Source organism: Paenibacillus sp. J31P13 (genome assembly GCF_056269295.1).
The window spans coordinates 603,284-617,172 of the sequence record NZ_JBWDNR010000004.1 but is presented as its reverse complement, the minus strand read 5'-3'; the positions used below and the strand labels follow the sequence as shown (position 1 = coordinate 617,172).

Below are 13,889 nucleotides of genomic sequence, written 5' to 3'. Positions count from 1 at the left end.
ATGAGATGGCCTTACAACTATTATTAAACCTGATCATTGCCTTCGTCTGGATGTTTCTATACAATGACTGGTCGATTCCGCGCTTTACGATTGGGTACCTTCTGGGTATCCTCTGTATCGGACTGCTCAGCCGATTTTGGCCGCATGATTTCTACTTAAAACGATTATGGGCCGTCATTAAGCTGCTTGTTCTGTTCATCAAAGAGCTGTTTATTTCAAGCTTCGCTGTTATGCTGCAAATCATTCAGCCGAAGCTTGCTATACGGCCAGGCATATTCACACTTGAGACAGAGCTGAAATCGGATTGGGAGATTACCATTCTGTCCTGTCTCATCTGCCTAACTCCCGGTACCTTAACTCTAAATGTATCGAAGGATGGTCAGATACTGTATATTCATGCGATGGATATTGAGGATGCGGATGAGCTGTCCAAGCAAATAAAAGGTACATTTGAAAAAGCGATCATGGAGGTGACGCGGTCGTGATGTCTAATTTATTGTTGTTATCTTTAGCTATTTTGTCGCTTGCGATCGTTGGCTGCATGTATCGGCTATTGAAGGGCCCTTCCATCGCCGACCGTATTGCAGCGCTGGATACGATAGGAATTTTACTGCTCTCCATGATCGCAATCATCTGTATGCTGTTAAAAACCTATGCGTATTTTGACATTATATTGGTCATTGGTATTTTGACCTTTATCGGGACGACTGCCTTTGCCCGGTATATCGAAAGAGGGGTTGTCATTGAAACCGGAGATGATGAATCAAATCGGTGAGATTATTATTGGCTTAATTGTGCTGGCAGGTGCCATAATCAGCGCAATAAGCGCTTTTGGCTTAGTCAGATTGCCTGATGTGTATCTGCGCTCGCATGCCGCAACCAAAAGTGCAACGCTTGGGGTTCTCTTCATATTAGTGGGTGCTTTCCTATACTTTGCTTTTTATTTGGAGCATGTAAGCGCAAAGCTGCTGCTTGGCATCGTATTTGTATTTATTACGAGTCCTGTTGCCGGTCATTTGAACGGAAGGGCGGCATACCTCTCGGGTGTGCCCCTTTGGGAGCGAAGCACGCAGGATGATTGGGCGGCAGATTTGAAAAAAGAAAAGAGCAAATAAGAAAAACGGCATTTCAGATATAAAATTCTGGGATGCTGTTTTTTTACTCTCTTTTTTCTTCAAAGCAAAAAAATGAATCCATTTTGGCTCATTCGCGTTCTTAATTATAGAAATGATACAATAAATAAAAAAAGAGCAAATTGTAAAAGAAGGAAGAGGGGACTAGGGGATGGATAACGTTCGATCAGGTACAGAACGATTCAAAAAATTTATTTTAAACAATAAATTTGTTTTGTTTCTGCTTGTATTGCTGTTAATTGGGTTAAATATACTGGTATTAACAAAAATATCATACATTTTTACACCGCTGTCTGTTCTAATTAAGACGCTATTGTTGCCTCTTATATTGGCCGGAATTGCTTACTATTTGTTGAATCCTGCTGTAGACTATTTAGACCGCAAGGGCGTCAAGCGTGTCTATTCTATTATTCTCCTCTTCCTGCTTGTTGCCGGTTTAATCACGATTGTACTTGTTATTGTGATACCGTTTTTGAGCGATCAGGTCATGAGCTTTGTTAATAATCTTCCTCATTACGGTGAGCAGCTGCGTGAAAAGTTTGAGTATTTTGTAGACAGCGCCGGCTTCGTTCAAGTACAGGAATGGTTTAACCTTAACCCTACTGATCTTACAGGAAATATGACTGAAAAAGTCACGAATGTTATTAATGGAACCTTAACGAGCCTGGGCACTTTTGTAGGGGCATTAAAAGAGATCATACTAGCCATTGTAACGCTGCCGTTTATTTTGTTTTATTTGCTCAAGGATGGTAAGCATTTGCCGCAAATCATCGTTAATTTTCTGCCTGGCAAGGTACAGTCTCATTCCAAACGTATAATGGCAGAGATGAACAATCAAATCAGCAGCTACATTAGAGGGCAAATTATTGTCAGCTTCTGTATCGGGATTCTTTTGTACATTGGCTATTTAATTATAGGTCTTGAATACTCACTTGTTCTAGCTCTAGTGGCTGCTTGCACGAGTATCATTCCTTATTTAGGTCCTGCGATTGCCATTACTCCTGCGCTAATTGTAGCGATGGTTACCTCACCAGTGATGCTGCTGAAGATGATCGTGATTTGGACCATTGTTCAGCTCATTGAAGGGAAGTTCATATCGCCTCAAATTATGGGCAAGAGCTTGCGTATCCATCCCATCACGATTATTTTTGTCATTTTGACAGCAGGCAATTTATTCGGACTTGTTGGGATTGTACTCGCTGTTCCAGGATACGCGGTGCTAAAGGTTATTGCCATTCATTTGTTCCAATGGTTCAAGGAGCACTCCTCGTTGTATCAAGCCGATCAAAGCGGAGAAAAAAAGGAATAAAGTTCTGTCAGAGCACATAAAAAAATGAACGGCTGAGTGCCGTCCATTTTTTTGTTTCTATATCGTTAGTCATGATGGATGGTTATGCTTCCAGTAAGATAGGGTATGAAGCAATCCGCAAATAATGATATATTAAAGCTTGCGAGATTGCTGCTCCGACCAATCACCGATGATAGGGAGCTTGTATAGCTTGCCTTGGTATGTAAGAACCATAAGTCCAATCCAAAGGATGACACTGACTGGCCAAAATAGAAAACCGAGCAGCCAACCGATGATTGGGATTGCGCCAAGCAAGAAACTGATGATAATAATAGCTACGGACACCACAATGGATTGCACCGCATGCAGACGAACGAAGCGGCTTTGTTTCTCTAATACTAAAAAAATAATACCGGTTATAAAACCTCCGAGATAACAAAGCAAGCCTGCTACTTTAGGATCTAGTCCAGTTGAAGAGCTATCAGGCTGTAAGGATGGAGGCAGCATGACAATATCACCCTTTCATAATTAACATATTCTTGCAATGAATGTATTCGTCATTCGATATCAATAGACCTTTTTCATATAAAAAAAGTATTTAAAATTGGAATATTTATATTGTAAAAGATTTGTAACCTGTTTCTTCCTCTTTTCGTCTAAAATGAAAATGCATATATTTTAAAAGAAATAGAGTAGATAGGAGAATTTATCATAACTATGAAAAAACGTAAATGGTTATATACATCAGCAGCGGTGCTATCGGTCTTAATCATTGCAGCCTTTTTTAACCGAGGAGCACTCGCGTCACTAGGATTTGATTGGTTTGTGCAAGGACAGCTTGAGAAGAAGTTAGAGCAGACTTATAAGCCTATAGAGGGCCGAGAGCCAGTACAAACAAGCACTTATAATAAGAAACTCGATCCATTCTCCGTGCTTCTGCTTGGCGTTGACCAACGCGGGAAGGAAACGGGACGCTCGGATACGATGATATATACGGTTGTACGTCCAAATGACGGTGCTTTGTTGATGGTATCGATTCCGCGCGATACGTATACAGAAATAGTAGGCAGAGGTAAAGAGGATAAAATTACGCATGCTTACGCATTTGGCGGAGCGGGTATGGCAATGGATACGGTAGAGAATCTCTTTGATTCTCCTATTCAATATTACGCTTCTATTAATTTCGAAGGATTCCGTCAAGTTATTGATAAATTGGGAGGAATATCGCTTCCCATTGAAGAGGATATCGTGAATAAGGAAGCGGATCATGAGAAATTTGTCATAAAAGCAGGGCAATCCACTTATAATGGTCAGGATACGCTTAATTATGTCCGTTATCGTGAGGATGCTGGCGGTGATATGAATCGTACGGAACGTCACCAAATTTTCTTGTCACTGCTCATGGATAAAGCAAAGCAAATGAATCAATGGTCTAAAATACCGGATCTTATCGATATTATGGGTGAGAACTTTAGTACAAATATGCGTCCGGATCAGCTAGTGGATTTTAGTCAAAGTATTTTGCTAGCCAAATCCCGCAATATTTACAGTCACTCCTTGCTTGGCGAGGGCCACCGCTTGAAGGCTGGCGGTACGTGGTATTATTTTGCTGATGAAGAGGATTTAGCGGAAGTGCAGACGATGATTAAAAACTGGCTAGATGCCAGTACGCCTGCAGCTCAGCTAATTTTACCGGAAAAATATAGAGTGGATAAAGAAAAAGAGGTCAAATCTCTATCCAGCTCTGAACAGCTGCCTAATGCACAATAATTGCAACGTTTTATAGGTGGATGACGTATTGAATAGATAGAAGTGGGATGAGCAATCGGAACGGAGTGGTTAGGGGAATGAATATTGCGTTCTTTTTATTGCCAAAGCAGGAGGTCGTTTGCCTGCCACAGGATGCGACGCTAAGACAAACGCTGGAGAAAATGGAGTACCACCGATATACGGCTGTACCAATTATTAATGATGATGGCGAATATGCGGGTACCATAACAGAAGGCGATCTGCTTTGGTTCATCAAGAACCATACGGGAATGCCGCTGGAGCAGATGAATAAAGTGAAACTGATGGATGTTCCACGGCGCCTGCAAAATAAAACGGTTCAAATCGATGCGAATATGAATGATCTGATCTCGCTTGCCAAGCAGCAAAACTTTGTGCCGGTCGTGGATGATCGGAATCGGTTTATTGGCATTGTGCGTCGGAGCGAAATTATAGACTATTGCCAAAAGATTATTGAGGAAAAAAACAACATTTTGCAGGACTAATCAACGGTGTTCAATATTTGGCCGAATCGATACTAATTGAAAAGGTCATGGGGTAATATAAATAATAATTGAGACGGGGCACGCAGTTGTTCCGTCTTTTTATTTTGTCGCCTCCATCAGGGCAACCTGTCTTGCTGTATGAGACATTAACTTTGAATGTAAGCGATAAGTTTAGCTTTTATGCTATAATGAGTTGTAAAAGTTTCGTAAGAAACCAGATTAATTAACCAAGAGGTGAACGGTTTGAAAACCGGCTTGAAACCAGTGCTTTGGAGCTTTATAGCACTCCTTTTATTATTGTCCCTATTACTGCCGCTTTTTAATGTCATTTCTTTGTTGCTGTTGATGGTGCCGTACGTCGTGCTGTATACGACATTGACTCCAAAGTCATTTATACTGCATTTGCTGCCCGTTTGGGTGCTGTCGTTCTTTATTGGAGGACCAGCCACACTCATTATCGGATTTTTCTTTCTCATACCGTCAATCGTGATGGGTCACTTGTATATGAAGCAAGCTCCTGCCTCGAGGGTAATACGGATTGTGGGTGTTGTGTTTCTTGCCCAGCTAATGATTGAAATGCTGATATTCCAAGTGTTCTTTGATATCTCGCTCATTAAAGAAATGAGCAGTGCGGTAAGAGATTCATTCGACAATTTGCTTGCACAAGGCTTATTGCCAAAGGATATGAATCCTGGATTTACGGATCAAATTGTTCGTACAATGGTTAATTCGATTCCTGTTGCTTTTATTATGATTTCTTTTGGCTACACAGCTATGACACAATTTATTGCTCGAAGAGCGGTGAAGTGGAGCGGCGGACCAGATGTACCAAGATTTTTACGTGCGAGGGAATGGCGGTTGCCGCGTATACTCGTTATTATTTATTTAATTGCTTATGTAGTAGAAATGTTTTTATCAACGACAAACGAATCTTTCTTTGCGATTGCAGTATTGAATTTGGTTCCATTGCTTAGTTATGTTTTTGCTTTTCAAGCAGTTGGATTTTTCTTCTTCATTGCTCATCAGCGAGGCTGGAACAAAGCGGTACCCATTATCATTGCCATTCCGGTGCTATTATTTCCGCCGCTAAGCTTAATCGGCGTTCTCGATACCGCTTTTCCAATCCGCAAGTCGTTTACGAAACCATAGCACAGGAGCGGATCGGAAATGCCAAAGTTTTTGGTTACACGGTGGCACGGGATGCATCAAATTTGGGCTTTCGCCTTAATGGTACTTATGACAGCGACGCTTGCTTATTTTCAGTGGGTGCTGGGTCTATTGGGTCTTTTATTAACAGGGGCTCTGGCCGTTTATACGGTACTTGCTGAGCGAGCATTCCGTAAAGATTTAAAATCGTATTTGGGAACATTATCCTACCGAGTGAAGAAGGCTGGCAATGATGTCATCGGCGAGCTTCCTTTCGGAGTTATTCTCTATAATGAAGACCGTTCAGTCGAATGGCATAACCCTTATATTGCACAGATACTGGAGCGGGAATCCGTTATAGGCATACCGCTACCTGAGCTATTTCCGGCATTACAGCAGGTAAAGGAACGAGAGGGCACGATTGAGGCTACGGTTGGCACAAACGTTTACCAGCTTATTTTCAAGCCAAAGGAACATATTTTGTATGTAAAAAATATAACTGAATTTTGGCAGCTAGGCCGTAAATATGATGATGAGAAGCTCGTACTCGGTGTTGTCATGATTGATAACCTGGAGGAAGTTACGCAAGGACTAGATGATCATCAGCGCAGCACGATGCTTGCGAAGGTGACCACAGAAATTACGGAATGGGCGCAGAAATATCATATTTACTTGAAAAGGCTGACGTCTGACCGCTTTCTGCTCATCACGGATCAGAAGACGCTCAAGGTACTTGAGCAATCCAGATTTCTTGTACTAGATGAAGTGAGGGAAATAACGGGTGATCATAAGATTCCCGTTACACTCAGTATCGGCTTTGCGGCAGGTGCAGATCATGTGATCGAGCTTGGCCAATGGGCGCATACAAGTCTTGATATTGCGCTTGGGCGCGGCGGTGATCAGGCAGCTGTTAAGGTGGGAAGCCGTCAGTCCTTCTACGGAGGGAAGTCTAATGCGGTTGAGAAACGGACGCGGGTTCGTGCTCGGGTAGTTGCACATGCGCTGCGCGACTTAATTCGTGAGAGCCATAATGTTGTTATTATGGGTCATAAGATGCCGGATATGGATGCAATCGGTGCAGCAATCGGCGTTATGAAGGCAGCACAGCTATTCGGCAAAGAAGCTTATATCGTGTTGGAGGGCGTTAACCCCGCCATTGAGAAAATGATGGAGCTGCTGCGCGAGGATGAGAAGTTGTCCAAGCGCTTCGTATCTCCTGAGCAGGCTTTTTCACTGATTACACCACAAACTTTGGCTGTAGTTGTTGATACTCACCGCGTATCAATGGTGAAGGAACCGAAGCTATTGTGCCAAACTGATCGCATTGTGGTTATTGACCATCATCGTCGCAGCGAGGAATTTATTGCGAATGCTATCTTGGTTTATATGGAGCCTTATGCTTCATCCACCTGCGAGCTTGTAACAGAGCTGCTGCAGTACATTCATGATCGTGTCGTTCTGGATGTAAGGGAATCAACCTCACTGCTTGCCGGCATCACCGTAGATACGAAGAGCTTCTCGCTTCGTACAGGTGCGCGGACGTTCGAGGCTGCTTCATTTCTTCGCCGTAATGGCGCAGATTCTACAATGATCCAGCGAATGCTCAAGGAGGACCTTGAGGAGTACGTACGCAAAGCTGAAATTATTAAGCATGCTGAAGTGGTATATGAGCATGTAGCCATTGCTGTAACAGAAAGCGGTCGTAAATATTCACAGCTGCTCATTGCACAATCTGCGGATACGCTGTTGAATATGACGGATATATTAGCTTCCTTCGTTATTGGGGAGCGGCCGGACGGACTTATTGGCATTAGCGCCCGTTCGCTGGGTCATATGAATGTTCAGGTTGTTATGGAACAAATGGGCGGTGGCGGTCATTTGACGAATGCTGCCGCGCAGCTGGAGGGCACTGTTCAGGATGTGGCAGTGCGTCTGAAGAAGGTATTAGACGAAATTGAAAAGGAAGAGGGGTTATTTGAATGAAGGTAATCTTTTTGCAGGATGTTAAGGGGCAAGGGAAAAAAGGGCAAGTAAAGGATCTTTCCGAAGGATATGTACGTAATTTTCTATTGCCGCAAGGCTTGGCGAAGCTGGCTTCTGACGGCAACCTGAAAACACTTGAATTGCAAAATGCATCAGCACAAAAGCTGAAAGAAAAAGAGCTTGAGGATGCGAAGGCACTTGGCAAACGTCTGGATGAGATGACAGTTGTTATTAAAACTAAGGCTGGCGAGGGCGGCAGATTGTTCGGTGCCATCACAAGCAAGCAAATTGCTGAAGCGCTGGCAGCGCAAGGCATTAAAATCGACAAACGCAAAATTGAGCTAGAAGATCCAATTCGTACGCTAGGTGTTACACAAGTGGTTGTTAAGCTTCACACGGCAGTGAAAGCGAAGCTAAGCGTACAGGCAACTGAGGAATAATTGAAAAAGCATGTTTACGAATTGAGTTTGCTACGCAAACTTAAGAAAATGCTTACGCAAATTTTAAGATTATGCTTACGAAGTAAATTTGCTAACGCAAACTTTTAAAGGAGCGCTAAATGAGTAATGAACTGATGTTTGACCGTGTTCCACCGCAAAATTTAGAGGCAGAACAGGCTGTCATTGGAGCCATTTTACTGCAGCCTGAAGCTCTCATTACGGCGATGGAGCGGGTGCGCAGTGAAGACTTTTACAGCGGTTCACATAGACAGATCTATGAAGCGATGGTCGAGATTGCCGAGAACAACCAGCCGGTTGACCTCGTAACGCTGACTGCGCATTTGCAGGATCAACATTTGCTTGAGGAGATTGGCGGTGTCAGCTATTTAGCTAAGCTGGCTAATGCCGTTCCTACGGCGGCAAATGTTGATTATTACGCACAGATAGTTGAAGAAAAATCGATGCTTCGAAGACTCATTCGAACAGCCACCAATATCGTATCGGATGGATTTGCAAATTCCGATGATGTCGGCGTACTGCTCGGTGATGCAGAGAAGAAGATTCTTGAAATATCGAATCGTCGCTCAGGAAGCGGATTTATCTCTATTCGCGATGTATTGATGGAAGTATTCGAGAAGGTTGAGCAGCTCTACACGGATAAGGGCGGCACGACAGGGATCCCATCCGGCTTTACAGATCTGGATCGGATGACTGCCGGCTTCCAGCGCAGTGACTTAATTATCGTTGCCGCTCGTCCATCCGTTGGTAAAACCGCGTTTGCACTCAATATTGCACAAAATGTCGGCGTTCGTGCACGCGAAACCGTCGCTATCTTCAGTCTGGAGATGTCAGCGGCTCAGCTTGTGCAGCGGATGATTTGTGCGGAGGCTAATGTCGATGCCCAGCGCATGCGGACAGGTCATCTGGAGGGCGATGATTGGGAGAAGCTGACGATGGCGATTGGTTCTCTTTCCGAGGCTCAAATCTTTATTGATGATACACCTGGTATTACGGTTGCTGAGATTAGAGCAAAATGCCGTCGTTTGAAAAAGGAAAAAGGCCTTGGCATGATCCTTATCGATTACTTGCAGCTCATTTCGGGCCGCGGTAAAGCGGGCGAGAACAGGCAGCAAGAGGTATCTGAAATATCACGTACGCTTAAGCAAATTGCGCGTGAGCTTGAAGTGCCGGTTATCGCACTGTCACAGCTAAGTCGGGGTGTTGAGCAAAGACAAGATAAACGTCCGATGATGTCTGACCTTCGGGAATCCGGTTCCATTGAGCAAGATGCTGATATTGTATCCTTCCTTTACCGGGATGATTATTATGATAAAGAGTCCGAGAAGAAAAACATTATCGAGATTATTATTGCCAAGCAGCGTAATGGTCCAGTTGGAACCGTAGAGCTTGTTTTCCTAAAACAATATAATAAATTCGTTAGTATTGATCGTGCGCATCAGGATTCGTCGCACGCATCATGAATTCCCGAACAATCACATGGTTAGCTCTGTGATTGTTCGTTTTTCTGTTTGACTTCTTAAATAGGGACTGCTACAATGTTAATGCTGTCTTTTTGTCTAAATGTCGTGCATTTTTTGAGAAGAATAATCGGCTTTATAGAAATGAGACTCAAATTTTCGGTGCTTATAAACACCGGACGGGGGTATGAATTATGTCTACGGTTGTTGTCGTTGGAACGCAGTGGGGAGACGAAGGAAAAGGAAAAATCACTGATTTCTTGGCAGAGGGTGCCGACGTCGTCGCACGTTACCAAGGTGGAAACAATGCCGGACACACGATCCTTATTGATAACAAAAAATATAAATTAACGATGATTCCATCGGGTATATTTAATCATAATAAAACTTGTGTCATCGGTAACGGGATGGTTATTAATCCTGAAGCATTGATCCAAGAAATCAATTATATTCATGACAATGGTTTCTCAACAGAGAACCTGAAAATTAGCGATCGCGCACACGTTATTATGCCTTACCACCTCGTTCTTGACGCACTGGAAGAGGATCGCAAAGGCGATAACAAAATCGGTACAACGCGTAAGGGAATTGGCCCATGCTACATGGACAAAGCTGCGCGTAACGGTATCCGTATCGCTGATCTAATGGACGCTGAAGAATTCGAAGCAAGAGTTCGCAGCATTATCATTGAGAAAAACCAACTGATTGAGCAAGTATACGCTGGTCAGCCGCTTGATGCAGACACTATCGTTAGCGAATATCTAGGCTTCGCAGAAATTCTTCGTCCGTATGTAACAGATACATCCGTTGTTCTTAATGATGCTATTGATGAGGGCAAGAAGGTTCTGTTCGAAGGCGCTCAAGGCGTTATGCTTGATATTGACCAAGGAACTTATCCATATGTAACGTCTTCTAACCCATCGGCTGGCGGCGTTTGTATCGGTTCAGGCGTTGGTCCTTCGAAAATTCAACAAGTTATCGGTGTGGCAAAAGCATACACAACTCGCGTAGGCGATGGTCCTTTCCCTACTGAGCAAGATAACGAAATCGGCCAATTGATTCGTGACAAAGGTCATGAGTATGGTACAGTAACAGGCCGCCCGCGTCGTGTAGGCTGGTTCGATACGGTTGTTGTGCGTCATGCACGCCGCGTAAGCGGAATTACAGGCTTGTCATTGAACTCGCTAGACGTTCTAACGGGTCTTGAAACAGTGAAAATTTGCACAGGCTACAAATTGAATGGCAAAGTGATCGATACTTACCCAGCAAGCCTGAAAATGGTATCCCAGTGCGAAGCGATCTATGAGGAGTACCCAGGTTGGTCAGAGGATATTACTGGCGCTAAAACGCTTGAGGATCTTCCTGCAAACACACTCAACTACTTGAATCGTGTATCTGAGCTGACAGGCATTCCAATTGCTATCTTCTCAGTAGGCCGCAACCGTGAGCAAACTAACCCGGTTCGTCCAATTTACGAATAGAAAAAAGCTCCAATGAGGTTGGCCTAGTGCCATCCTCTTTTTTTTATATCAAAAAAGCTCTTTTTGATTCAAAATGTATAATAAACTCTATGAATATGCAGGCTTAGCCGAATGCACAGTCTAATTATTGACCATAATGGTATATAACAGATTATGGAAATGATTGTCTGCAAATGATTTTTTTGCGGGCTGCTGTATGAAGGGGTAGGTGTATGCATGCTAAAAAAAATTGGATGGCTGTCCAAGCTAGTAGCGGCAGGGATGATTTTGAGTTTTCTGTCCATATGGACAACGGGATATATCGTGACTAGCTATGTGGAAACACTATTGAAGCAATTTAATTTGCCGTTGGAGGTTCCTCCGATGGCTATGTCTGGCGTATGGGGCAAGCTATGGGGAGCAGATCCGTTAATGACTTCAGAGACTGATAAGGCGACAGATACTGCCAATAATGGCGATACGAAGCCGGCAGATGAGAAAGGGACGGAAGCCGACCCTCTAGGGGATGACCATGGCGATCCACCAGTGGCCGTTGATGCTTTTGGTGATATGGAAACACCGCCCTTGACGGATATTGGTATTGGAGGCGGTACACAAGCGAACGGCGGCGCTGCAACCGATGGGAAGGAATTAGAAGAGGGCAGCGTGTCGACTGATGGGACAGAAACGGCACTGACAACAGAGGAACTAACTGAGGTAAAGGGCCAAATGACTGATGATGATAAAGAAAAATTATTTGCTCTATTCATGAGCAAATTACCGCAGGATTCCTGGCAAACGATCTCTCAATATGTAGAAAATGGTCTTACGGAGCAAGAGCTTACGACCATTCAGCAAATTATGGCACAGCATCTCGACAAGACCGAATATGGGGAAATGATGGAGATTCTGAAAAAATATTAATAATTTGAACGTAGTGTAAAGGTTGCCCCAATTGTTGGGGGTATGATAAAGTATTAGGCGAGCGATCCGACAGGATCTTTCGCTTTTTTTATTGTCATAATTTAGAAAAAAAGTTGCATTTACGCGAGAAGGAGACTATCATGACCGTTTTCAGGGACAAGGGTCGGATTAAGAAGGTTTGGGATCAGACGATTCAATTCTTTCGACAAGACCGATCGCAACACTTGAATGGCAAGTTACAGCAACAAGCCGTTAACGATAAGACAGCTACGCCGTTATGGCGGAAAAAGTCGGTTCAGTTCACGGGCGGGGCGCTCGTACTCCTCACAGTAGCAGGTTTTAGCGGAATCCAATATGTTCAAGCAAACACAGTCGAATTTTATAACGTATATATAAACGGAACAGCTATTGGAGCCGTAAATGATCCAGATGCAGTCGAGCAGCTTGTTCTACTTCAGACAGAAGAGGTTCAGCAAGCGAATCCGGATATCAACATGATTTTGGATACAGGCACCATTACATATGAAGTTGATAGTGCTTTCAAAGCAGCCCCTGAAACAGAAGCAACTCTAGCAAAGCTGGAAGGGTTATTTTCCTCTCATGCTGTTGGCGTTGAGGTGAAGGTTGACGGTAAAGTAATTGGTGTCGTGAAGGACGAGCAGACCGCAAATGATATTTTGATTAGAGTGCAAAGCAAATATGCGCCGGCTCTAGCAGCAGCAAAGCAAAATACGAAAGAAGTAAGATCGCTAGCGTACAATCCGGATGAAGCAGCCTCTACTGCAGTAGCACCAACACCTGTTTCCAAAGAGCCAGGTCGTAAGGTTACGGAAGTTGATTTCATGGAGACAGTTTTAACAGAAACAGTAGATACGGATCCCTCTGACATTATGGAAGCCGAATCGATTTATAAGCTATTAGTTCAAGGAACCAATAAACCTACTCAATATACGGTACAAGCTGGTGATTGTGTTGGCTGTATCGCGCAGAAATTTAGCATTTCACCGCAAGTTATTTATGAGAATAACAAATGGATCAAAGATGATAAACTGACAGTTGGCGATGTACTGGATCTAACTGTAATTCAGCCTCAGCTAACGGTACAGACGGTTGAGAATCTTGTTGAAGTCGAAACGATTGACCCGCCAGTCGAAATTAAGAAAAATCCAGACATGCGTGCCGGAGAGTCGAAGACAATTACAGAAGGCAAAGCAGGCTCCAAGCGTATGACTTACAAAATTGTAAAGCAGAACGGTTATGTTGTTACGGAAGAGCTTTTAACGAAGGAAGTTATTTTAGAAGCAAAACCGAAAATCGTTATGCGTGGCACAAAAGTGATTTTGGGAGAAGGCACGGGTCACTTCGCGATGCCGGTATCGGGCTCAAATCTGACTAGTAAGTTCGGAAAACGTTGGGGCCGCATGCACAACGGTATAGATTTAACAGGAAATAAAAATATTCACGCTTCGGATACAGGCGTAGTTGAATTTGTTGGTACCAAGCCTGGGCTTGGAAAGACAATCATTATTAATCATAAGAACGGCTACCAAACCGTTTATGGTCATTTAAGTTCTTATGGTGTTAGTAAAGGTGATATTGTCGAGCAGGGTGATAAAATTGCAATAATGGGCAGTACCGGTAATTCCACGGGCGTTCATTTGCATTTCGAGGTTCACAAAAATGGCGTTTTACAAAATCCATTAAAGTACTTATAGGACTTATACCCATAAATATACAAAAAGAAACACTTAAGCAGCTGCTTAA

The 13,889-nt window shown here is 43.4% G+C and carries 14 protein-coding genes; 13 read left to right on the top strand and 1 reads right to left on the bottom strand.

All coding sequences use genetic code 11. From position 1 onward, the window contains the following. Window positions 1-5: 5 nt before the first annotated feature. The 4 genes from AC0YOD_RS16940 (at window position 6) to AC0YOD_RS16925 (ending at window position 2,442) form a co-directional block, all read left to right on the top strand. Window positions 6-485, top strand: coding sequence for a Na+/H+ antiporter subunit E (locus AC0YOD_RS16940; protein ID WP_475800499.1), 480 nt, complete (start codon window positions 6-8; stop codon window positions 483-485). Further along, window positions 485-775: a Na(+)/H(+) antiporter subunit F1 gene (locus tag AC0YOD_RS16935; protein ID WP_475800554.1), complete on the top strand. Its 291-nt coding sequence runs from the start codon at window positions 485-487 to the stop codon at window positions 773-775. The genes AC0YOD_RS16940 and AC0YOD_RS16935 overlap by 1 nt, the downstream gene beginning before the upstream one ends. Then, entirely contained in the window at window positions 759-1,115 is a 357-nt protein-coding gene (gene mnhG / locus AC0YOD_RS16930; protein WP_475800498.1) for a monovalent cation/H(+) antiporter subunit G, read from the top strand. The genes AC0YOD_RS16935 and mnhG overlap by 17 nt, the downstream gene beginning before the upstream one ends. 169 nt (window positions 1,116-1,284) lie before the next feature. After that, the gene (locus AC0YOD_RS16925) at window positions 1,285-2,442 is read left to right on the top strand and encodes an AI-2E family transporter (protein ID WP_475800497.1); all 1,158 of its coding nucleotides are present in this window, start codon (window positions 1,285-1,287) and stop codon (window positions 2,440-2,442) included. A 132-nt stretch (window positions 2,443-2,574) separates the two neighbouring features. Here AC0YOD_RS16925 and AC0YOD_RS16920 read toward each other — a convergent pair whose 3' ends face one another. Continuing rightward, the gene (locus tag AC0YOD_RS16920) at window positions 2,575-2,928 is read right to left on the bottom strand and encodes a DUF4870 domain-containing protein (protein ID WP_475800496.1); all 354 of its coding nucleotides are present in this window, start codon (window positions 2,926-2,928) and stop codon (window positions 2,575-2,577) included. Window positions 2,929-3,138: 210 nt separating this feature from the next. Here AC0YOD_RS16920 and AC0YOD_RS16915 point away from each other — a divergent pair, with 210 nt between their 5' ends. The 9 genes from AC0YOD_RS16915 to AC0YOD_RS16875 all read left to right on the top strand — a co-directional run bounded on the left by AC0YOD_RS16915 (window position 3,139) and on the right by AC0YOD_RS16875 (window position 13,840). Further along, entirely contained in the window at window positions 3,139-4,191 is a 1,053-nt protein-coding gene (locus AC0YOD_RS16915; RefSeq protein WP_475800495.1) for an LCP family protein, read from the top strand. A 77-nt stretch (window positions 4,192-4,268) separates the two neighbouring features. After that, on the top strand, window positions 4,269-4,694 hold the full coding sequence (locus tag AC0YOD_RS16910) for a CBS domain-containing protein (RefSeq protein ID WP_475800494.1): 426 nt from the start codon (window positions 4,269-4,271) through the stop codon (window positions 4,692-4,694). Between the two features lie 243 nt (window positions 4,695-4,937). After that, the gene (locus AC0YOD_RS16905; RefSeq protein WP_475800493.1) at window positions 4,938-5,843 is read left to right on the top strand and encodes a DUF2232 domain-containing protein; all 906 of its coding nucleotides are present in this window, start codon (window positions 4,938-4,940) and stop codon (window positions 5,841-5,843) included. An 18-nt stretch (window positions 5,844-5,861) separates the two neighbouring features. Further along, on the top strand, window positions 5,862-7,823 hold the full coding sequence (locus AC0YOD_RS16900) for a DHH family phosphoesterase (RefSeq protein WP_475800492.1): 1,962 nt from the start codon (window positions 5,862-5,864) through the stop codon (window positions 7,821-7,823). Continuing rightward, entirely contained in the window at window positions 7,820-8,263 is a 444-nt protein-coding gene (rplI, locus tag AC0YOD_RS16895; RefSeq protein WP_475800491.1) for a 50S ribosomal protein L9, read from the top strand. The genes AC0YOD_RS16900 and rplI overlap by 4 nt, the downstream gene beginning before the upstream one ends. A gap of 119 nt (window positions 8,264-8,382) precedes the next feature. Further along, complete coding sequence (gene dnaB / locus AC0YOD_RS16890; protein WP_475800490.1) at window positions 8,383-9,744, top strand: replicative DNA helicase; 1,362 nt, start codon at window positions 8,383-8,385, stop codon at window positions 9,742-9,744. 191 nt (window positions 9,745-9,935) lie between these two features. Further along, window positions 9,936-11,222: an adenylosuccinate synthase gene (locus AC0YOD_RS16885; protein WP_475800489.1), complete on the top strand. Its 1,287-nt coding sequence runs from the start codon at window positions 9,936-9,938 to the stop codon at window positions 11,220-11,222. 216 nt (window positions 11,223-11,438) lie between these two features. Further along, window positions 11,439-12,125, top strand: coding sequence for a hypothetical protein (locus AC0YOD_RS16880; protein ID WP_475800488.1), 687 nt, complete (start codon window positions 11,439-11,441; stop codon window positions 12,123-12,125). Window positions 12,126-12,265: 140 nt separating this feature from the next. Beyond that, the gene (locus tag AC0YOD_RS16875; protein ID WP_475800487.1) at window positions 12,266-13,840 is read left to right on the top strand and encodes a peptidoglycan DD-metalloendopeptidase family protein; all 1,575 of its coding nucleotides are present in this window, start codon (window positions 12,266-12,268) and stop codon (window positions 13,838-13,840) included. Window positions 13,841-13,889: the final 49 nt, after the last annotated feature.